Origin of the sequence: Streptomyces sp. NPDC048606, assembly GCF_040650855.1 — a bacterium.
Lineage (GTDB): Bacteria > Actinomycetota > Actinomycetes > Streptomycetales > Streptomycetaceae > Streptomyces.
Genome location: NZ_JBEZIB010000006.1, coordinates 233,701 through 253,677 on the forward strand (window position 1 = coordinate 233,701; position 19,977 = coordinate 253,677).

The window sequence follows — 19,977 nt, forward strand, 5'->3', positions numbered from 1 at the left end:
GATGCCGGGCGGAAGGTGACGGGCTCGGGCTCAGACCTCGTAGACCGCGCCCGCGTACGCCAGGTCGACCGGGCCGTCGTAGACCGCGCGGGCGTCGGCCAGGTTCCGCTCGGCGTCCGTCCACGGCGGGATGTGCGTCAGCACCAGCCGCCCGACGCCGCCGCCGCGCGCGTACTCCCCGGCCTCGCGACCGTTGAGGTGCAGGCCCGGGATGTCCTCCTTGCCGTGGATGAAGGACGCCTCGCACAGGAAGAGGTCCACCCCCTCGGCCAGCGCCCCCAGCTCCGCGCAGACACCGGTGTCACCGGAGTACGCCAGCGAGCGACCGCCGTGCTCGACGCGGATGCCGTACGACTCCACGGGGTGGCTGACCCGCTCCGTGCGGACCGTGAACGGGCCGATCTCGAAGCTGCCGGGCTTCAGCGTGCGGAAGTCGAAGACCTCGCTCATCGAGCGCTCGTCGGGAACGTCCTCGTACGCCGTGGTCAGCCGCTGCTCGGTGCCCTCGGGCCCGTAGACGGGGATGGTGGGGCAGCGACCGCCCTCGTGCCGGTAGTAGCGGGCGACGAAGTAGGCGCACATGTCGATGCAGTGGTCGGCGTGCAGATGGCTCAGGAAGATCGCGTCGAGGTCGTAGAGACCGCAGTGGCGCTGGAGGGCGCCGAGGGAGCCGTTGCCCATGTCGAGGAGCAGCCGGAAGCCGTCGGCCTCGACGAGATAGCTCGAACATGCCGAATCCGCGGACGGGAACGACCCCGAACAGCCGACGACGGTGAGCTTCATGGAGCGTGAACCTCCGTGGACGGTCCGTGGACGGAATGCGGGCCGTGCGTGGGTCGAGCGTAAGGCGCGAAACCTCCGGTCGCTCCTCCGCGGCGGGCCGTTGTGGGGGGAATCACCTGTGCTGTCACCCGGGGGAGCGACGTCTCGCCCGGGCGTTGCCGTGCCGGCGGCGGCCGGCGCGACTACGGTCGGTACATGGACACGTCCTGGTGGCCCGCCGTGCTGGCGGCGGTCGCCGTGGCCGTGGTGGTGCTGCTCCCCCGCCGGGCGGACCGCGTCCCCCCGGCGCTCGCGCGGCCCCACGGACCGGGGCCGCCGCCGCGCGTACGGGCCGGTGAGCTGTGGTGCCTGGCGGACGGGCGGCCCTGCCTGGTGCTGGCGGTGCGCACCCGTCCCGGGCGGGCGCGGATCGCCCCGATCACCGGGAAGTACGACGACCGGCGGCCCGGGGTGATCCCGCTGCCCCCGGGCACGGTGACCCGCGGGGCCCACGGGCGCGGGGGCTTCCTGGAGGCGGACCGGCCGCGGGAGGTGTCGTTGTGGGAGTTCGGCACCCGGGTGGGCACGCTGGACCCGACGGTGTGGGACGAGGTCAAGGGACTGGGAGGCGCGGGCCGATGATCCGTACGAGGCGCGTCTACGATCCCCGCGAGCCGGGGGCCGACGGCGTCCGGGTGCTCGTGGACCGGCTGTGGCCGCGCGGGCTGTCGAAGGAGGCGGCGGGCGTCGACGTGTGGCCGAAGGCGGTGACCCCGTCGCGGGAACTGCGCACCTGGTACCACTCGGGGGCCGGGTCGTGGGAGGAGTTCCGGGCCCGGTACGAGGCGGAGCTGACGGGCGGCGGGGAGGAGGTCGGGGCGGAGCTGGCGCGGCTGCGGGCGCTGGCGGCGGAGGGGCCGGTGACCCTGCTGACGGCGGTCGCGGATCCGGGGCGCAGTCACGCGTCGGTCCTGGCCGAGCTGCTGGCGGGGCCGGCCTGAGACGACCGCGCCGCGCCCGCCGCGGGGGATGCGGCGGGCGCGGCGCGGTCGATGGCGCGCGGCCGGCGGGGGCCGGGGTGCGCGGGGGCGCGGGGGTCAGATTCTGGGGGCCGGTTTGTCCACGCACAGGGCCCAGATGACGAAGACGCCGATGGCGATCGCGATGAGCGCCCACAGCGGCTGGTAGGGCAGCCACAGGAAGTGGATCACCACCGAGAGGGCGGCGAGGGCGATGCCGGCGACCCGGCCCCACTCGGCGCCCTTGAGGATGCCGACGCCGGCGATGAAGACGATGACGCCGAGGATCAGGTGGATCCAACCCCACGAGGTGAGGTTGAACTTGAAGGTGTAGTCGCCGATCGGCACGTAGACGTCGTCCTTGGCCAGGGCGGCGATGCCCTCGAAGACGCTGAACACGCCGTTGACGGCCATGAGGACACCGGCGAACGTGGCACCGCCGGTGGCCCACGCGCTGGGTGAGCCCGCCCCCTGGACGGGTGCCGCGGGGGGTGTACGGCCCGGGGTGGTGGTCATGTCGCCACCTTCCTGCTGCGGGGAACCGGTCGATCCGAGCGTGCGCGCGGACGGCCGTGCGGGCGACCCGGCGGGGCCGAACGGGTGAACGCGCGAACGCCGCCGGGCCCGCGTGGTGCGGGCCGGGCGGCGTTCGCGCGCTCGGAGCGTGTCGGGGCCCGTGGGCCCCGTGGCCTCAGGGCCTCAGGCCCAGAGCTGGCCCTGGAGGACCTCGATGGCTTCTTCGGTCGTGGCCGCCGTGTAGACGCCGGTCGACAGGTACTTCCAGCCGCCGTCGGCCACCACGAAGGCGATGTCCGCGCTCTCCCCCGCGGCCACGGCCTTGCGGCCGACGCCGATCGCCGCGTGCAGGGCCGCGCCGGTGGAGACCCCGGCGAAGATGCCCTCCTCGCGCAGCAGGTCCCGGGTGCGGGTCACCGCGTCCGCCGAGCCCACCGAGTAGCGGGTGGTGAGCACGGAGGCGTCGTACAGCTCGGGGACGAAGCCCTCGTCGAGGTTGCGCAGGCCGTAGACGAGGTCGTCGTAGCGCGGCTCGGCGGCGACGATCTTCACGCCGGGGACGTGTTCGCGCAGGTAGCGGCCGACGCCCATCAGGGTGCCGGTCGTGCCCAGGCCCGCCACGAAGTGGGTGATCGACGGGAGGTCGGCGAGGATCTCCGGGCCGGTCGTGGCGTAGTGGGCGCCCGCGTTGTCCGGGTTGCCGTACTGGTAGAGCATCACCCAGTCCGGGTGCTGCTCCGCGAGTTCCTTGGCGACCCTGACCGCGGTGTTCGAACCGCCCGCGGCCGGTGACGAGATGATCTCGGCTCCCCACATCGCCAGGAGGTCGCGCCGCTCCTGCGAGGTGTTCTCCGGCATGACGCACACGATCCGGTAGCCCTTGAGCTTCGCGGCCATCGCGAGCGAGATGCCCGTGTTGCCGGAGGTGGGTTCCAGGATGGTGCAGCCGGGGAACAGGCGGCCGTCCTTCTCGGCCTGCTCGACCATGTGGAGCGCGGGGCGGTCCTTGATCGAGCCGGTCGGGTTGCGGTCCTCCAGCTTCGCCCAGATCCGCACGTCGGCGGAGGGCGAGAGGCGGGGCAGCCGGACGAGCGGCGTGTTGCCGACCGCCGCGAGCGGGGAGTCGTAGCGCATTACTTCGAGCCGCCGGCCACGGCCGGGAGGATGGTGACGTTGTCGCCGTCCTTGAGGGCGGTGGAGATGCCGTCGAGGAAGCGGACGTCCTCGTCGTTGAGGTAGACGTTCACGAAGCGGCGGAGCTGACCGCCGTCGACGATGCGCTCCTCGATGCCCTTGTGCCGCGTCTCCAGGTCCGCGAACAGCTCGGAGAGGGTCGCGCCCTCGCCGTTGACGGCCTTCTCGCCGTCGGTGTAGGTGCGGAGGATGGTCGGGATGCGGACCTCGATGGCCATGGCAGGCTCCTGTGTCGTGAAGGGGTGAGGAAGGGTGCGGGCGCGCGTTGGTGCAGCCCCGCGCGGAAGGGGCCTGGTGCTCAGGCGGCAGGACAGATGGCGCTGGCGAGGCGGCACAGGTCGACGTGCAGCCGCGCCACGAGCAGCAGCCTGCCGGGCGTCTCGATGCTCACGTCGTGGGAAACCATGCGGTCATGTTAACGATTCCCCGTCCCCCGTTTGGAGTGTGATCCCGCATCCTGGACGCCCACCGCTCACATACTGGTCAGTAGGACTCGACGACCTGCACTTCTTCCTCGGTGATCACGCCGTCGACGATCCGGTACGAGCGGAACTGGAACTCCCCGAGCCCGTCCGCGTCGGCCGTCGAGACGAGCACGTAGTGCGCGCCGGGCTCGTTCGCGTACGTGACGTCCGTGCGCGAGGGGTAGGCCTCGGTGGCGGTGTGCGAGTGGTAGACGATCACGGGCTCCTCGTCCCGGTCGTCCATCTCGCGGTAGAGCTTGAGGAGGTCCTTCGAGTCGAACTCGTAGAACGTGGGCGAGCGGGCCGCGTTGAGCATCGGGATGAACCGCTCGGGCCGGCCGGTGCCCACCGGACCGGCCACGACGCCGCACGCCTCGTCGGGGTGGTCCTTGCGGGCGTGTTCGACGATGAGGTCGTGGATGGCCTGGGTGAGGGTCAGCATGAGCGACAGGATAAGCAGACGGGCCCTCTCGTACCGAGGAGTGGTACGAGAGGGCCCGCATGGTGGACACGGGGTCCGTGAGAGCGTGGTTCCCGGCCGTGACAGGCGGCCGGGACTCACGGTTCGGGGGCGCCGGCCCGCGTGGGACCGGGGGTGCCTACGAGGACTTCGGGGCCTTCGGGGTCGCGTCGCCGCCGTCACCCTCGTCGGCGCCGGCGCCGACGACCGCGGGGGTCCGGACGACCTTGTTGAAGGCGGCGCCGGACGGGTTGCGGGACTTCAGGACGAGGTAGGACACGCCGAGGATCAGACCCCACAGCGGGGCGCAGTACAGCGAGACGCGCGAGTCCTTGTCGACGCCCATCATCACGATGACCATGCCGATGAAGAACAGGGCGAACCAGCTGGTCCAGGGGGCGCCGGGGGCGCGGAAGGGCGACTGGGGCAGCTCGCCGCGGTCGGCCTTGGAGCGGTAGCGGATCTGACAGACCAGGATCATGATCCAGGCCCACATGCCGGAGATGGTGGCGAAGGAGACGACGTAGTCGAAGGCCTTGCCCGGGGCGACGTAGTTGATCCAGACGCCCACCAGCATCAGCGCGGCGGAGAAGGTGGTGCCGACGAGCGGGGTGCCGTTCTTCGTGAGCCGGGTGAAGAACTTCGGGCCCTGGCCGTTGAGCGCGAGGTCGCGCAGCATGCGGCCGGTGGAGTACATGCCCGAGTTGCAGGAGGACAGCGCGGCGGTCAGGACGACGAAGTTGACGATGGCGGCGCCGACGCCGAGGCCCATCTTCTCGAAGGCCAGCACGAAGGGGCTCTCGCCCGCCTTGAAGTTGGACCACGGGATGACCGACATGATCATGATGAGCGCGCCGACGTAGAAGACGGCGATGCGCCACGGCACGGTGTTGATGGCCTTGGGCAGGGTCTTCGCCGGGTCCTTGGACTCGCCGGCGGTGACGCCGACCAGCTCGACCGCGAGGAAGGCGAACATGACGATCTGGAGGGTCATCAGCGTCTCGCCGATGCCGTTGGGGAAGAAGCCCCGGTCGTTCCAGAGGTTGGAGACGGAGGCCGTCGCGGCGGCGTCGGAGAAGCCGATCGTGAGGATGCCGGCGCAGATCAGGATCATGCCGACGATGGCGGTGACCTTGACCATGGAGAACCAGAACTCCAGCTCGCCGAAGAGCTTCACGGAGATCAGGTTCGCGGCGTAGAGGATGACGGTGAAGATGAGCGCGTACGCCCATTGCGGGAAGCCGTCGTTCGTCCAGTACGACATGTACTTCGCCGCGGCGGTGACCTCGGTGATGCCGGTGACCACCCAGAACAGCCAGTACGTCCAGCCGGTCGCGTAACCCCAGAACGGGCCCAGGAACTCGCGGGCGTAGTCCGAGAAGGAACCGGAGACGGGCCGGTACATGAGCAGTTCGCCCAGGGCCCGCATGATGAAGAAGATGACCAGGCCCGCGATGGCGTAGGCCAGGATCAGGCTCGGTCCGGCCTTCGAGATCGCCTTGCCGGCGCCCAGGAAGAGGCCGGTGCCGATGGCTCCGCCGATCGCGATCATCTGGATCTGGCGGGCCCCCAGTGCGCGGTGGTACCCCTCGCCGTCACCCTCGCCCGTGCCGCCCTCTCCGGGCGTCCTGTCGTGCTGCTCGACCTGCACAGAGGTCATGTCTTGGTGCGCCTTTCTCCACGCCGACCCGCGCCTTCACATTGGCTGCGGATCGGGTCCTCGATCCCCCCGGATACGGATGGAGTTGCACGCCGGCGGTCAGCCGGTTCAAGCGGGCCGGGGGACAGGGGTGGCGTCCCGTCGGCGATCGTGAAGATTTATCACGTGCTTACGGGTGAACGAAGGCCGCCAATGCGGCGCAAGCCACCAAAAAATCGGGCGATAAGGCCAGAAAAACGATCAGATCACCGCATGGCGGTGATCTGATCGTTATGCGGATTTGAGCGTCCGCTGAGCGAACGTTCGAGAAGGGGTTCGACCGGTGCGCGGGACGCCGAGGGGGCCGGCCCGGCCGCTAGAGGGTCTCGATGAGCGTCTCCTGGAGTCCGCCGAGCCACAGGTACGCCATCACCATCGGCTTGCGCGGATCGTCGTCCGGGAGCCGGAACAGCACCGAGCTCTCGTCGTCCTCGGTGATCTCCAGGCGCGCCGCGATGGTCAGCCGCAGGTCGTTGAGGGCGCCGAGCCAGCGCAGGGGCAGCTCTCCGGCCAGCTCCAGCACCGCCGCCCCGTCACCGCCCGGGGTGAGCGCGTCGAGACTGCGCACGACGGCCAGCGCGTCCTCCCGCTTGCGGGTGCGCAGGTCGTTCTCGGTGAAGCGACGGAACTCCGCCGAGCGGGCCCGCAGCTCCTCGGGGTCGTCCTTCGGTCCCGCGCCGGGGCCGCCGTAGGCGTCGGGGAACAGGCGCGCCAGCGCCGGGTCGGACGGCGGCTCGGTGGGGCCGTCGGAGGCGAAGAGGACCGCCAACGGGTCGGCGTCCTCGGCCGGCTCGGGCTCCCCCGGGCCGATCAGCTCCAGGAGCTGGACGGCGAGGGAGCGCAGGATGGAGATCTCGATCTCGTCGAGGGCGACGGCCGCGCCGCCACCCTTCAGGGGTTCGAACAACACGCCGCCCATCAGTTGCGGTCCTGCGAGAGGGTCGCCCACAGGCCGTAGCCGTGCATCGCCTGCACGTCCCGCTCCATCTCCTCGCGGGTGCCGCTGGAGACGACGGCCCTGCCCTTGTGGTGGACGTCGAGCATGAGGCGGGTGGCCTTGTCCTTCGGGTAGCCGAAGTACGCCTGGAACACGTAGGTCACGTAGCTCATGAGGTTGACCGGGTCGTTGTGCACCAGGGTCACCCAGGGGACGTCGGGTTCGGGGACCGCGTAGGTCTCTTCGGCCGATTCGGTGCGTTCGATCTCAATGGGAGCAACACTCACTCGTCCCATGCTGCCACTGCGGAGGGGTCGTCGCACAAACGGGCCCCTACATCTCGTCACTTTGACGAAATGTGCGCTAGCATCCGTGACATGAACCCTGCGGACCTGGGCCTGCCGGTGGACGTGCCGTCGACAGCGCTCTTCACGGACCATTACGAGCTCACGATGTTGCAGGCCGCGCTGGCCAACGGCACCGCCGACCGACGCTCGGTCTTCGAGGTCTTCACCCGGCGACTGCCCGAGGGCCGGCGCTACGGCGTCGTCGCGGGCACCGGCCGCGTGCTGGACGCCGTCGAGAACTTCCGCTTCGACGCCGCCGTCCTGGAGTTCCTGCGGGAACGGGCCGTCGTCGACATGCGGACGCTGGACTGGCTGTCCTCGTACCGCTTCTCGGGTGACATCTGGGGCTACCCGGAGGGCGAGGTCTACTTCCCCGGCTCCCCGATCCTGCGCGTCGAGGGCAGCTTCGCGGAGTGCGTGCTGCTGGAGACCGTGATCCTGTCGATCCTCAACCACGACAGCGCGATCGCGGCCGCCGCCTCCCGGATGGCCTCGGCCGCCGGGAGCCGGCCGCTGATCGAGATGGGCGCGCGGCGCACCCACGAACTGGCGGCGGTGGCCGCCTCGCGGGCGGCGTACGTCGGCGGCTTCACCTCCACCTCGGACCTGGCGGCCGGCTTCCGCTACGGGATCCCGACGGTCGGCACGAGCGCGCACGCCTTCACCCTGGTCCACGACAGCGAACGGGACGCCTTCACGGCGCAGGTCGCCTCCCTGGGCGCCGGGACCACGCTGCTGGTGGACACCTACGACGTCGCCGAGGCGGTCCGTACGGCCGTGGACGTCGCGGGGACGGGGCTGGGCGCGGTCCGCATCGACTCCGGGGACCTGCTGCTCGTGGCGCACCGGGTGCGCCAGCAGCTCGACGAGCTGGGCGCGACGGACACCCGGATCGTGGTCACCTCCGACCTGGACGAGTACGCCATCGCCTCCCTGGCGGCGGCGCCGGTGGACGCCTACGGGGTGGGCACCCAGCTGGTCACGGGCAGCGGGCACCCGACGTGCTCGATGGTCTACAAGCTGGTCGCGCGGGCGACCTCGGCGGATCCGAAGGCCCCGCTGGTGCCCGTCGCGAAGAAGTCCTCGGGCGGCAAGACGTCCATCGGCGGGCGCAAGTGGGCCGCGCGACGGGCGGACGCGGAGGGCGTCGCCGAGGCGGAGGTCGTGGGCACGGGCCCGGTGCCGGCCGCGCTGGCGGACGCGCAGCTGCTCACGCAGCTGGTCAAGGCGGGCGAGGTGGTGGCCCGCGAGCCCCTGGAGGCGGCCCGTGACCGCCACCGCGAGGCCCGCGCCGGGCTGCCGCTCTCCGCGACGCAGCTGTCGCGCGGCGAGCCGGTGATCCCGACCGAGTACGTCTAGGTCGTCTCTTTCGGATCTTGCCGGTCAAGCCAGCGTCGTCCGGCGCCGTGCATCGCAAGGCGGAGAGGCTCCCGAGTACTGGACGTACTCGGGTGCCTCGACAACGCGGCGAGGCGCGGTGCCGGGCGGCAGGGGGCACCTCCCGGCCCCCTGGGGCTGGGGGAGGGCCAGGCAAGATCCGGAAGAGACGGCCTGGACACGATCCGGTCGTCCGGCCGCGCCCCGCGCCGGGCGCGGAGCGGCCGGGGCCGGCCGGCGGTTTCGGGGTGGGGCGGGGCGGGGCAAGAGCCCGCGCAGTGGCGGACGTGGACCTCGACGCCCACGACGCCCGCGACCACCTCGACCGCCCCGACACCCTCGACAACGCAAGGACACCCGACATGCACCGCGCACTGATCGTCGTCGACGTACAGAACGACTTCTGCGAGGGCGGCAGCCTCGCGGTCACCGGAGGGGCCGACGTCGCCGCCGCGATCACCGAGCTGATCGGCCAGGCCACCGCCGGGTACCGGCACGTCGTCGCCACCCGCGACCACCACATCGACCCCGGTGCGCACTTCGCGCGCCCGCCGGCCGAGCCGGACTACGAGACCTCCTGGCCGGTGCACTGCGTCGCCGGCACCGAGGGCGTGGGCTTCCACCCGAACTTCGCCCCCGCCGTGGCCTCGGGCGCGGTGGCCGCCGTCTTCGACAAGGGCGCCTACGAGGCCGCGTACAGCGGGTTCGAGGGCGCCGACGAGAACGGCGAGGGGCTCACGGCGTGGCTGCGCGAGCGGCACGTGAGCGAGGTCGACGTGGTCGGCATCGCCACCGACCACTGTGTCAAGGCCACGGCCCTCGACGCCGCCCGCGCCGGTTTCGCCACCCGCGTCCTGCTGGACCTGACGGCCGCCGTGGCCCCGCACACCACCGAGAAGGCCCTCGCGGACCTGGAGGCGGCGGGCGTGACCCTGGTCGGCTCCCTGCGCCCGTAGCGGCGCCCACAGCGGCGCCACGGGCGCCCCGGGCGCCGTCGCGCGCCGCCGGGCGCCCTCCGGGGCCGCCCGGGCGCCCCTACGTCCCCAGGAGGGCGCGGATGGGGTGCCAGAGCTCGCTCGCGCGGTCGGGGGCGGTCCGCCACAGGAGGCCGTCGGGGTGGTGCAGGACGGCGGTCACCTCGTCCGGCGTGGGCGGCTGGGCGTTGCCCCGCAGGTACACGGCCCGCATCCCGAGGTTCCGCAGCCTGGTCAGGGCGCGGGCCCGGTTCGCGGCGTGCACGAGCACGCGGACGTTTCCGCCCTCACCGGACGGCCTCGGCAGCGTGAGCGCGACCACCACGCTGCCGCCCGGCAATCTGACGAAACCGCCACCTGGCATGATCTTCAGCTCCCCCGTCAATAAGAAAACTCGCACCCGCATCTAAACGCGATCGGCCGCCGCCCGCTAGAGGGCGACGGCCGATCACGCTTTGACCTGCGGTTTTGAGTACTACTTGACCGAAGGGCCGACCTCGATCGTCATTTCGAGACCGTCGTAGGTCTCCTTGGCGATCTTGATCTTGGTGTTGGTGTCAGTGACCTTCACCGAGCCGGTCGGGTTCTCCTCGTACCAGTACTTGCCCTTGTGGTCGTCGAAGACCAGCTGCGCCGGCTTCGGCTTCAGGAAGAGCGACTCACCGTTCTTGTGCAGGGTGAAGGCGTCCGTCGAGTACGCGCTGAAGGTGGCGTCGTACGGCTGGATCTTGTTGCGCAGCAGGGTGCCGTCCGACCACTTCATCGGCTTGGCGTTCGCGTCGATCGGCAGGATCAGACCCGAACCCGGGTGCTGGCTGGTGTTGTTGTCCTTCTGGGACCGGTCCCACAGCCAGATCAGCAGACCGTCCTGGTAGGGGTAGTGCTCGACCCAGCCCGGCTTGCTGTTGGCCCAACCGAAGTTGTACGGGCCCACCTTGAGGGTGCGGTCGTAGGAGACGTAGCGACGGTTCTCCGCGATGTAGTACTGCGGGTACTCGTTGGTGAAGCCGGCGCCGATGCGGGAGAAGCCCTTGCCGGTCCAGCCGTTGTCGCCGTTCTCGGCGCCGTCGGTGAAGACGGTGGCACCGTCCGCGGTGATGGAGAGGGCGTCACCGGTGAAGCCCTTGCCGCCCGCGCCGCCGTCGGTCTGGTAGCGGAAGCGGAGGTCGACCTTCTTGCCCGCGTAGGCGTCGAGCGGGAAGTTCAGCGACTTCCAGGCGCCGGAGACGCCGGTCAGCGACGGGCTGCCGGAGGCGTCGGCCGGGATGGCCTGGCCGTCGGCGGTGCCGGCGAGCGGGGTCCAGGTGGCGCCGCCGTCGGTGGACACCTCGGTGTAGAGGTAGTCGTAGTCGGCCTCGATGTCCCACCAGCCCTTGAGCGACAGGGCGGCGGACTTCTTGCCGGTCAGGTCGACCGTGCGGGTCAGGGTGTTCTTGAGGTCGTCACCCATGTTGCTCCACCACTGCGAGGAACCCTCGGCGGGGGCGACGATGTCGGTGGTGACCTTCTTCTTGGGCAGCTCGACGACCAGCGCCTGCTTGTCCTTGGTGTTGTACTCGGCGACGCCCAGCTTGTGGGTGGACTTCGTCGCGGCCTTGGCCTTGTCGTAGTTCAGCCAGCCCAGCTGGAGCTTGTCCCAGGCGGTCATGTCGCCCGGGAGGTCGCCTATGGAGTCCTTGCCCTCGCCGAGCCAGGAGCCCGCCGACATCAGGGACCAGAAGCCGACCGAGTTGTCGCCGCCACCGGAGGTGTCGTAGAGGTCCGGCAGACCGAGGTCGTGGCCGTACTCGTGCGCGAAGACGCCGAGGCCGCCGTTCTCCGGCTGCATCGTGTAGTCGCCGACCCAGATGCCGGTGTTGCCGATCTGGGTGCCGCCGGCCTTGTTGTTCGCCGGGCCGGTCTTGCCCGCGTCGGTGCCGTAGGCGTACCACCGGTGCGCCCACAGGGCCGAGGTGCCCTGCACGCCGCCGCCGGCCGACTCGTCCTCGCCCGCGTGGACGATCTGGAAGTGGTCGATGTAGCCGTCGGGCTCGTTGAAGTTGCCGTCGTTGTCGAAGTCGTTGCGGTCCCACTGGTCGTACTGCGCCAGCGTGGCCTTGATCTGCTCGTCGGTCTTGCCGGCCTTCTTCTGGGCCTCCGTCCACGCGGTGACGCCGTCGCGGACGGTGTCCCACACGTTGGAGCAGTTGGTCTGGCCGCAGTAGTTGGATCCGTAACGGCCCTCGTTGTACGGGACCTTGACCCAGTCGGAGACCTCGCCCTCGACCGAGTAGCGACCCGAGGAGGTCTTCTCGTAGTAGGTCTTCAGCGATTCCTTGCCGTTGCCGGTACCGAAGTACAGGTCCTGGAAGTACTGGCGGCTGAAGTCCTTGCGCCAGGCGGTGCTGTTGTTCTGCGCGCGGTCCGGCTGCGCGATCTGGTTGTGCAGCGGACCGGGGGTGCCCCCGTACTTCGGGACCTCCGGCTTGGGGCCGGGGCCGTCCGGGTCGAACATGGTCGTGTTGTCGACCTGGTCGCCGAACTCGACGAGGATCGTGAAGATCTTGTCGGTCTTCTCGCGGCCGAGCTCGACGTACTTCTTGTCGTCGAGCTTGACGACCTTCGAGGCCCCGCGCTGCTCGACGTTCTTCTTGCCCGAGAGCACCTGGTCGAGGGCGGCCTCGCGCTGCTGCGCCTGCTGCTTGCTGAACGGACCTTCGAGGTCGTGCTTGACCTTCTCCTTCGAGGGAGCGGTCGGGTCCTGCCGGTCGACGGCCGGGGCGCCACCCCAACTGGTGTCGGCCTGGGCCGTGGTGATGAAGGCTCCGGAAGCAGCCGTCGCGGCCATCGTCACGCCGACGGCCGCCGTGCGCAGGGCACGCCTTCTGGCGGAGTTGCTGGTCACTTGATGTCGTTCCCCTCCCGCGGCCGCAACGTAGGTCGGAACGTCTCCATAGGAGCGGGGGGTTCCGCGCGGCGCGCGTCTCAAGTGACGACATTTGACCGGAGAGTCTAAAGAAAAGACAGACCTTGACTTCTTCCTTACAACTGCACTATGCGGTCAGGGAGTTCCGCTATTCGGACGTTCCCCCGTCTTACGGTCCCATCCGGGGCGAACGGTCCACGATCCGGGACGGCCGCCGTCCGGCAGCGGGCGCGCGTGACCCCCGTGCGCCCCCCCGTGCACCGGCACCGTGGGTGAGGTCACGCTTACCTCCGGTCCCCGCCGGGCATCGAACCCTGAGGGTCACTCGACGCGCGCCCGTCGAGCCGGCTCCCCCTCGCCGCCTCCGAGGACGGAAAACGTCATGCCGCGTCCGACTGCCGCACAGCTCGCCTACGGCTCCGCCACCGTCATCGTGTCCACCATCGCCATGCTGCTGCTCTCGCAGACCAGCACGGGGATCGGGGTCGCGGTCATCTCGGCCGCCGCGCTCGCCCTCGGCCTGCTGGTGGCGCTCACGGTGCCCCTGCCGCGCCGCCGCGGCCGCCACGCCCGCGGCGCGGCCCGCCCGGACCGGGCCCCGACCACGGCCCCCGCGACGGGTACCGCGTCGGATTCCGCGACGGGCGCCCCCGACGCGGCCCGGGTGCCGCAGCCGCGGACGGCGGGCACCGAACACCCCGTCCACCACTGATCGCGCGGCGCCGCCCCCACCGCGCCGGCGTCCCACCGGAACAACGCGGCGGGCGGCCGACCCCCGGGGGGACGGCCGCCCGCGCGTCGCGGCGTACGGGGACTCAGGTGACCTTGACCACCACGGTCTTGGCCACCTTGTCGTGCAGGGCCTGCCGGTACGGCTTGTCGACGAGCATCGACACGATCAACGCGAGCGGCCACAGGCAGAAGCAGCACACCAGCGTCGGCACCCACAGGACGGCGGCCCGCCCGAGCGCCGGGTTGGAGGGGGGCACGCTGCCGTCGTTGAGCATCGCCACGCGCAGCCCCATGGCCCGCTTGCCGACGGTCTGGCCGCTCTTCTTGGTGAACCACCAGTCGTAGCCCACGTACGCGACGATCGAGATCAGCGTCCACAGCAGACCGGTACCGCCGTACGACTTGGTGATGACCTCGGTGACGTCCTCGCCCTTGTCGGTGTCGATCACGTATCGACCGCTGTTGAACGGCAGTTGGATCAGGTACAGGGGCACGCCGACGATCAGCACGTCGATGACGCGGGCGGCCAGCCGGCGGCCGAAGTCGGCCAGCGGCGGCATCCCGGCGAGCGGGTCCGGCATCCCGTAGCCACCCCCTCCGCCGCCGTACGGGGGCGGCGGAGGGGGATAGCCACCGCCGGGGGGCGGGGGCGGCGGAGGGGGGTAACCGCCGCCCCCGGGGGGCGGGGGCGGCGAACCGTACGGCGAACCGCCCGACGGAGGCGTCGGTTCCTGGGGCTTCTTGAGGAACGGGTCGTCCTCGGGCTGCCGGCCCGGCGGCGGCTGGTCGGTGCTCATGGCCCGAGTCGAACCCGGGCCCGCGCACCGCGCAACGGGACGCGGTCCGTTCGGGGGACCGGCCCGTCAGGCCGGTTCAGCGGGACACGTAGGTACCGGCGGCGCGGTCGTGCCAGGCCCGCCGGCGCGGCCGGTCCAGCAGGCAGGCGAGGCTCCCGGGCAGGCCGAGGAGGGCGTACGTCGCCCAGCGCAGCAGGGACCGGCCGAAGCCGGGCGGGCGCAGGGTGGCGGCGGACAGGACCCGCACCCCGAACAGCTTCTTGCCCGGGGTGCGGCCCCAGCGGGCGGTGGGCAGGACCTCGTAGCAGACCGCGAAGAGCAGCAGGACGCCGAGCAGCAGGCCGAGGTGGCCGGCGGTGGTGGCGTCGAGCAGCCACACGGTGGTGGTCCGTCCGCTCCCCCGGGCGGCCTCCACCTTGGCCCGGACGTGCTCCGTCACGCGGGGTACGAGCGGCAGCGCGGTGGCGACGGCCACCCCGGCGAGGACCGCGCAGTCCACCGTCCGGGCCAGGAGACGGCGGCCGAGCCCGGCGGGGCGCACGGCCCGCTCCGCCATCCGTTCGAAGACGGCCCGGGTGGCCTCGGGCCGCCGCTCGGGCGCGGGCTCGGGGGCGACCTCGGCGGGCTCGGGAGCGGGGGCGCCGGCGGCGGGGCGGGGACGGGCGGGGGCGGGGGCGGCCGCGGCCGCCGGGGCGGCGGGCTCGGGCTCGGGGGCGCGGACCGGTGACGGGGCCGGTGCGGGATCGGGGACCGGGCGCGGGGCCGGTGCGGGGGTCCGGACCGGGGCCGGTGCGGGGGTCCGGACCGGGGCCGGTGCGGCCGGCGGGGCCGGGGAGGGGGTCGCCGTGGCGGCGGGGGTGGCCTCCGGCCAGGCGGCGGTGAGGCCGGTGCGGCCGCCGCCGCCCCCGGGGGCGTCGGGCCAGGCGGGCGGCCGGGCGGACAGGATGCCGATGCTCTCGACCGGGGCCGGGGTGACGGGGGTGGGGGCGACGGCGGCGGGGGCCGCGACGGCCGGCGCGGGTGCGGCGGGAGCCGGCGCGGGCGGGAAGGGCGTGACCGGAGCGGGCGCGGGCGGGAAGGACGCGGCCGGGGCCACCGGGGCGGGCGACGCGGGGGCGGGCGCGGCCTGCGCCGGGAGGCGCCGCGCGGCCGCGTGGGCGGGCGGGGCGGCGTGGGCGCCCGCGGCGGCCGTCGCGGGGCGGGCCAGGGAGATCCCGCCGGGGCGCGCCTCGGCTTCCGCCGGACCGCCCCAGGACACCCGCGCGTCGCGGGGCCCGCCGAAGCCCATCTGGTGGACGGGGTCGACCTGCCAGCCCGCCGCCCCGGCCGCCGGCTCCGCCCGGTGCTCGCGGGCCCTCTCGCGCACCCGCTCCGGCCCGTACGCCGAGCCGGGGTCGGGCAGCGGCTCGGTCACGGAGGTCTGGTCCAGGAACACCGGCCCCGTCTCGTCCGCGGGCGCGGCGGGGCGGCTCGTACCCGGAACCCACGCGGCGCCGTTCCAGTACCGGACGTACCCGGGGATGGACGGATCGGGGTAGTAGCCCTCGCGGGCCGCGTGCTCGCCGTCACCAGGGGAGGCCGTCAATGTCCCCAACTCCGATCGTGGCTTGAGGCTTGTGCAGGGGAGGACCCAAGGGGAGGACCATAGCCAAGAACCCCCTCCCGACAGGTCCGGTAACGGGAGATTCCAAGCCTTCGGGCGAACCTCACCCCGCTGCGGTCGCCCTTCACCCCATCGGTCTGCTTTCGGTCAACCGAAAGATTTCGGCCAACCTCGATCCGTTGCCCGAAGTCGCGTCATATCCGGGCGGGGCGGCGCTCTCTTCGGGTGCGGGGCGCGATCCGACCCCGCGCACGGAACCGAACGCACCGAAGTGAGGCCGTCATGCACCACCCCGTCATCGAGCGCGAGCTGGAACTGAAGCTGGTCCTGTCCCCCGAGCGCAGCGTCCCCGTCCCCGCGAAACTGCTCTACCTCACCGACGACCCGTACGCCGTGCACGTCACCTTCCACACCGGCTCCAGCACCCCGGTGAACTGGACCTTCGCCCGCGAACTGCTCGTCGAGGGGGTGTTCCGCCCATGCGGGCACGGAGACGTCCGGATCTGGCCCACGAAGATCGACAACCAGTCGGTCCTGTGCATGGCGCTCAGCTCCCCGGACGGGGACGCGCTGCTGGAGGCCCCGGCCGGCTCGGTGTCGGCCTGGTTGGAGCGCACCTTGCGCGTGGTGCCGCCCGGGACCGAGGCCGAGCGGCTCGGCCTGGACGCGGCCCTGGCCGAACTGCTCACCCCGACCCCGGCCGACGAGCTGTGGCTGCGCGACCCGTGGCCCTCGGACGAGTCCGCGGACGGCGACCTGTGATGCGCGACGCCGAGACGAGCCCGACGCCTCCCCGCCCGGACGTGGACCCGGCGCCCGGGCACCCGGCCGACACCGAACGCCCGACGGACCACCCGACGTCGGGCGACCCGGCCGGGCCGCCCCCTCCCCCGCCGACCCCGCCGATCCCGCCGACCCGGCCGACCCGGTCGTCGGCGCCGACGCCGACCCCGCCGCCGCCGGCCGACTCAGAAGAGCTTGCCCGGGTTCAACAGCCCGAGCGGGTCGAAGGTCCGCTTGACGGCGCGCTGCATCTCCAGTCCCACCGGCCCGAGTTCGCGCGCCAGCCAGTCCTTCTTCAAGACCCCGACCCCGTGTTCGCCGGTGATGGTCCCGCCGAGTTCCAGACCGAGGGCCATGATGGCGTCGAAGGACTCCCGGGCCCGCCGCGTCTCGTCCTCGTCCGCGGGGTCGAAGCAGACGACCGGGTGGGTGTTCCCGTCCCCCGCGTGCGCGCAGACGCCGATGAGGAGGTCGTACTCCCGCGCGATCGCGGCCGTCCCGTCCATCATCTCGGCGAGCCGCGACCGGGGCACGCAGACGTCGTCGATCATCGTCGCGGGGCGCAGGGCCTCCAGCGCGGTCAGGGACATCCGGCGGGCCTGGAGCAGCAGTTCGGACTCCGCCTCGTCCTCGGCGGGTACGACGGCGGTGGCCCCGGCCGCCGCGCACAGCTCCCCGACGGCGGCGAGTTCGGCGGGCGCGTGCGGGGTGTCGAACGCGGCCAGCAGCAGGGCCTCCGTGCTCTCGGGCAGCCCCATCTTCCCGAGGGCGTTGACGGCGCGGACGGTCGTACGGTCCATGAGCTCCAGCAGCGAGGGCGCCAGCCCCGCCTCCATGACGGCGCACACGGCCGCGCAGGCGGCGGCGACGGAGGGGAACTCGGCGGCCAGCGCGAGCTGCCGGGGCGGGGCGGGCTTCAGCGCCAGCACGGCGCCCACGACCACGCCGAGGCTGCCCTCGGACCCCACGAACAGCCGGGTGAGGTCATATCCGGCGACGCCCTTGGCGGTACGGCGCCCCGTGCGCAGCAGCCGTCCGTCGGCCAGCACCACGTCGAGGCCGAGCACGTACTCGGCGGTGACCCCGTACTTGACGCAGCACAGGCCGCCCGAGGCCGTGCCGATGTTGCCGCCGATCGTGCACTGCTCCCAGCTGGAGGGGTCGGGCGGGTAGTACAGGCCCCGTTCGGCGACGGCGCGCGACAGCACGGCGTTGACCACGCCCGGTTCGACGACGGCGATCCGGTCGACGGTGTCGATCTCCAGGATCCGGTCCATCTTCACGAGCGAGAGGACGACGCACCCGTCGGTGGCGTTGGCGGCCCCCGACAGGCCCGTACGGGCGCCCTGGGGGACGACGGGGACGCGTAGGGCGGTCGCGGTGCGCAGGACGTGTCGGACCTGCTCCACGGTGCGGGGCAGGACGACGGCGGCCGGGGTTCCGGCGGCGCAGAAGCCGGCCATGTCGCGGGCGTAGGAGGCGGTCACCGCGGGGTCGGTGAGGACCGCCTCCGCCGGCACGCCCGCGCGCAGTCGCGCGAGGAGTTCCCCGACGGGTGCGGGGAGGGTGGGGGGTGCTTCGTCCACGGGGGTGTCCACGGAGTCATCCATGGGGCCAGGGTGGCAGCCGGGGCCATCGGTGTGAACACGGCCGCCGGCGGGTTCGGACACCTCGGCGGTCTCTTCATATTGACGCACAGTGAGCGCATGGACGGATTCGACGAGCAAGCGCAGCAGCCCGCGCCGCCCGTGACCTTCACCGGCCGCAAGACGGTCGTGGCGGCCGCGGTGGCGGTGGTCCTGATCGCCGGGGCCCTGCTGATCCGCCCGGCCCGTACGGGCGACGACGCGCGCCCGCCGGGGCCGAGCGAACGGGCCGCGTCGGCGGTGGGGCTCGGCGCCCCGGCGGCGGCGGTGGACGTGACGGCGTTGGTGGCGGACCGGGAGAAGTGGGTCGCCGGGCATCCGGACGACGACGCCTCGTGGGCGGTCCTCGGATCGGCGTACCTGGAACAGGCGCGGCGCACGGCCGATTCGGGCTGGTACCCGAAGGCGGAGAAGGCGCTGAAGCGGTCGCTGGAGGTCCGGCCCGCCGAGAAGGGCAACTTCGACGCGATGACGGGCATGGGCGCGTTGGCCAACGCCCGTCGGGACTTCGGCACCGGGAAGAAGTGGGGCGAGCTGGTACGGGCGCAGGCGCCGCGGCGCTGGACGGCGTACCCGGTCCTGGTGGACGCGTACGCGGGTCTGGGCGACTACAAGGCCGCGCAGTCCACGATGGAGCGCCTGATGGAGCTCCGGCCGGGTCTGGCGGCCCATCTGAGGGCCGCGCAGGTCTACCGGGACCGGGGGTGGCGCGAGGACGCGGTGGTCTCCCTGGAGCACGCGGCGGGCGCGGCCCGCTCGCCGGCGGAGAAGGCGTACGTGTTGTTCCGGCTCGGGGAGCTGTCCTTCGAGCGCGGGGAGACCTCGGAGGCGCTGACCCAGTACGAGGCCGCGCTGCGCACGGACCCGGCGCAGGCCGAGGCCCTGGGCGGGCGGGCCCGCGCGCTGGCCGGGCTGGGGCGCGGCGGGGAGGCCGTACGGGACTACCGGCTGGCGCTGGGCCGGGCGGCGGAGCCGCGCCTGGCTCTGGAACTGGGCGAGCTGCTGGAGTCGTTGGGGCGGGAGGCGGAGGCCCGGGCCCCGTACGAGCGGCTAGCGGTGCTGGCGGCGCGGGGCGGGCGCGACGGGGTCGACGAATCGGTGGTGCTGGGCCTGTACGAGGCGGACCACGGGGATCCGGGCGGGGCGGTGCGCCGCCTGTCGGCGGAGTGGACGCGGCACCGGAACGTGCAGGTGGCCGACGCCCTCGGGTGGGCGCTGCACAAGGCCGGGGACGACGCCTCGGCGTTGGAGTACGCGAAGAAGGCCACGGAGCAGGGGCTGCGGAACGCGGAGTTCTCCTACCACCGGGCGGTGATCGAGCGGAGCCTCGGCGACGAGGCGGCGGCCCGGCGCCACCTCCAGGAGACGCTGCGGACCAATCCGCGCTTCTCGCCGGTGCGGGCGCCGCTCGCGAAGGCGGCCCTGGAGTCCATCGGGCAGCCGGCGGCGGGCGGACCGGAGCACATGAGGCCGACCACTCCGTGGACCCCGCCGGAGATGCCCCGGGCGAACCCCCGGCCGAAGCCGAAGCCGAAGCCGGCCCCGGAACCGAAGCGGGAGTCGGAGGCGAAGCCGGAACCGAAGCGGGAGCCCGCCGCGCAGCCCCCGAAGGACGGCGCGACGGCCACGGCGGGCACGGCGGGCGCGAAGCCCGCGGCGACGGGCTGAGCGCGGCGACGGGCTGAGCGCGGCCACGGCACGGGGCCGGCCGGGGACCGGGGGCCGTCCCCTCCGGCGGTCCCCGGTCCCGGCCGGCGCCCCG

General features: G+C 72.6%; 21 protein-coding genes. 7 read left to right on the top strand and 14 right to left on the bottom strand.

The window, feature by feature from the left end; all coding sequences use genetic code 11:
* Positions 1–30 precede the first annotated feature (30 nt).
* Positions 31–783 carry an MBL fold metallo-hydrolase gene (locus AB0D01_RS09440; protein ID WP_363054494.1) on the bottom strand — a complete coding sequence of 251 codons (753 nt, stop codon included), beginning with the start codon at positions 781–783 and terminating at the stop codon, positions 31–33.
* Positions 784–978: 195 nt separating this feature from the next.
* On the opposite strand from AB0D01_RS09440, the gene AB0D01_RS09445 reads away from it, so the two are divergent.
* Complete coding sequence (locus AB0D01_RS09445; protein WP_363054495.1) at positions 979–1,404, top strand: hypothetical protein; 426 nt, start codon at positions 979–981, stop codon at positions 1,402–1,404.
* Positions 1,401–1,763 carry a DUF488 family protein gene (locus AB0D01_RS09450; protein ID WP_363054496.1) on the top strand — a complete coding sequence of 121 codons (363 nt, stop codon included), beginning with the start codon at positions 1,401–1,403 and terminating at the stop codon, positions 1,761–1,763. Before AB0D01_RS09445 ends, AB0D01_RS09450 begins: the two co-directional genes overlap by 4 nt.
* A gap of 96 nt (positions 1,764–1,859) precedes the next feature.
* On the opposite strand, the gene AB0D01_RS09455 is transcribed toward AB0D01_RS09450, so the two are convergent.
* The 8 genes from AB0D01_RS09455 to clpS all read right to left on the bottom strand — a co-directional run bounded on the left by AB0D01_RS09455 (position 1,860) and on the right by clpS (position 7,347).
* Positions 1,860–2,297, bottom strand: a complete 438-nt coding sequence (locus tag AB0D01_RS09455) for a hypothetical protein (protein WP_363054497.1) — start codon at positions 2,295–2,297, stop codon at positions 1,860–1,862.
* A gap of 183 nt (positions 2,298–2,480) precedes the next feature.
* Complete coding sequence (locus AB0D01_RS09460; RefSeq protein ID WP_363054498.1) at positions 2,481–3,431, bottom strand: cysteine synthase; 951 nt, start codon at positions 3,429–3,431, stop codon at positions 2,481–2,483.
* On the bottom strand, positions 3,431–3,709 hold the full coding sequence (locus AB0D01_RS09465; protein ID WP_363054499.1) for a MoaD/ThiS family protein: 279 nt from the start codon (positions 3,707–3,709) through the stop codon (positions 3,431–3,433). The genes AB0D01_RS09460 and AB0D01_RS09465 overlap by 1 nt, the downstream gene beginning before the upstream one ends.
* Positions 3,710–3,789: 80 nt before the next feature.
* On the bottom strand, positions 3,790–3,897 hold the full coding sequence (locus AB0D01_RS09470) for a putative leader peptide (RefSeq protein ID WP_311736929.1): 108 nt from the start codon (positions 3,895–3,897) through the stop codon (positions 3,790–3,792).
* A 77-nt stretch (positions 3,898–3,974) separates the two neighbouring features.
* Positions 3,975–4,397 (bottom strand): M67 family metallopeptidase, encoded by a 423-nt coding sequence (locus AB0D01_RS09475; protein WP_363054500.1) that lies wholly within the window; start codon positions 4,395–4,397, stop codon positions 3,975–3,977.
* A gap of 157 nt (positions 4,398–4,554) precedes the next feature.
* On the bottom strand, positions 4,555–6,075 hold the full coding sequence (locus AB0D01_RS09480) for an amino acid permease (RefSeq protein WP_363054501.1): 1,521 nt from the start codon (positions 6,073–6,075) through the stop codon (positions 4,555–4,557).
* Positions 6,076–6,430: 355 nt separating this feature from the next.
* Entirely contained in the window at positions 6,431–7,033 is a 603-nt protein-coding gene (locus AB0D01_RS09485) for a DUF2017 domain-containing protein (RefSeq protein WP_363054502.1), read from the bottom strand.
* Positions 7,033–7,347: an ATP-dependent Clp protease adapter ClpS gene (clpS, locus tag AB0D01_RS09490; protein ID WP_363054503.1), complete on the bottom strand. Its 315-nt coding sequence runs from the start codon at positions 7,345–7,347 to the stop codon at positions 7,033–7,035. Before clpS ends, AB0D01_RS09485 begins: the two co-directional genes overlap by 1 nt.
* An 81-nt stretch (positions 7,348–7,428) precedes the next feature.
* Here clpS and AB0D01_RS09495 point away from each other — a divergent pair, with 81 nt between their 5' ends.
* Complete coding sequence (locus AB0D01_RS09495) at positions 7,429–8,757, top strand: nicotinate phosphoribosyltransferase (protein ID WP_363054504.1); 1,329 nt, start codon at positions 7,429–7,431, stop codon at positions 8,755–8,757.
* 380 nt (positions 8,758–9,137) lie between these two features.
* Complete coding sequence (locus tag AB0D01_RS09500; RefSeq protein WP_363054543.1) at positions 9,138–9,731, top strand: isochorismatase family protein; 594 nt, start codon at positions 9,138–9,140, stop codon at positions 9,729–9,731.
* Positions 9,732–9,810: 79 nt separating this feature from the next.
* Here AB0D01_RS09500 and AB0D01_RS09505 read toward each other — a convergent pair whose 3' ends face one another.
* Both AB0D01_RS09505 and AB0D01_RS09510 read right to left on the bottom strand, forming a co-directional pair.
* Positions 9,811–10,113, bottom strand: a complete 303-nt coding sequence (locus AB0D01_RS09505) for a hypothetical protein (protein WP_363054544.1) — start codon at positions 10,111–10,113, stop codon at positions 9,811–9,813.
* Between the two features lie 111 nt (positions 10,114–10,224).
* Positions 10,225–12,576: an immune inhibitor A domain-containing protein gene (locus tag AB0D01_RS09510; protein ID WP_363054545.1), complete on the bottom strand. Its 2,352-nt coding sequence runs from the start codon at positions 12,574–12,576 to the stop codon at positions 10,225–10,227.
* 460 nt (positions 12,577–13,036) lie between these two features.
* Here AB0D01_RS09510 and AB0D01_RS09515 point away from each other — a divergent pair, with 460 nt between their 5' ends.
* Positions 13,037–13,366, top strand: coding sequence for a hypothetical protein (locus AB0D01_RS09515; RefSeq protein ID WP_363054505.1), 330 nt, complete (start codon positions 13,037–13,039; stop codon positions 13,364–13,366).
* Between the two features lie 103 nt (positions 13,367–13,469).
* Here AB0D01_RS09515 and AB0D01_RS09520 read toward each other — a convergent pair whose 3' ends face one another.
* Positions 13,470–13,967 (bottom strand): RDD family protein, encoded by a 498-nt coding sequence (locus AB0D01_RS09520; protein WP_363054506.1) that lies wholly within the window; start codon positions 13,965–13,967, stop codon positions 13,470–13,472.
* Positions 13,968–14,259: 292 nt separating this feature from the next.
* Complete coding sequence (locus AB0D01_RS09525; protein WP_363054507.1) at positions 14,260–15,768, bottom strand: RDD family protein; 1,509 nt, start codon at positions 15,766–15,768, stop codon at positions 14,260–14,262.
* A 300-nt stretch (positions 15,769–16,068) separates the two neighbouring features.
* On the opposite strand from AB0D01_RS09525, the gene AB0D01_RS09530 reads away from it, so the two are divergent.
* The gene (locus AB0D01_RS09530; protein ID WP_363054508.1) at positions 16,069–16,548 is read left to right on the top strand and encodes an SsgA family sporulation/cell division regulator; all 480 of its coding nucleotides are present in this window, start codon (positions 16,069–16,071) and stop codon (positions 16,546–16,548) included.
* Positions 16,549–16,754: 206 nt separating this feature from the next.
* On the opposite strand, the gene AB0D01_RS09535 is transcribed toward AB0D01_RS09530, so the two are convergent.
* Positions 16,755–18,179: an FAD-linked oxidase C-terminal domain-containing protein gene (locus AB0D01_RS09535; protein ID WP_363054509.1), complete on the bottom strand. Its 1,425-nt coding sequence runs from the start codon at positions 18,177–18,179 to the stop codon at positions 16,755–16,757.
* Between the two features lie 96 nt (positions 18,180–18,275).
* On the opposite strand from AB0D01_RS09535, the gene AB0D01_RS09540 reads away from it, so the two are divergent.
* Positions 18,276–19,883: a tetratricopeptide repeat protein gene (locus tag AB0D01_RS09540; protein WP_363054510.1), complete on the top strand. Its 1,608-nt coding sequence runs from the start codon at positions 18,276–18,278 to the stop codon at positions 19,881–19,883.
* Positions 19,884–19,977 lie beyond the last annotated feature (94 nt).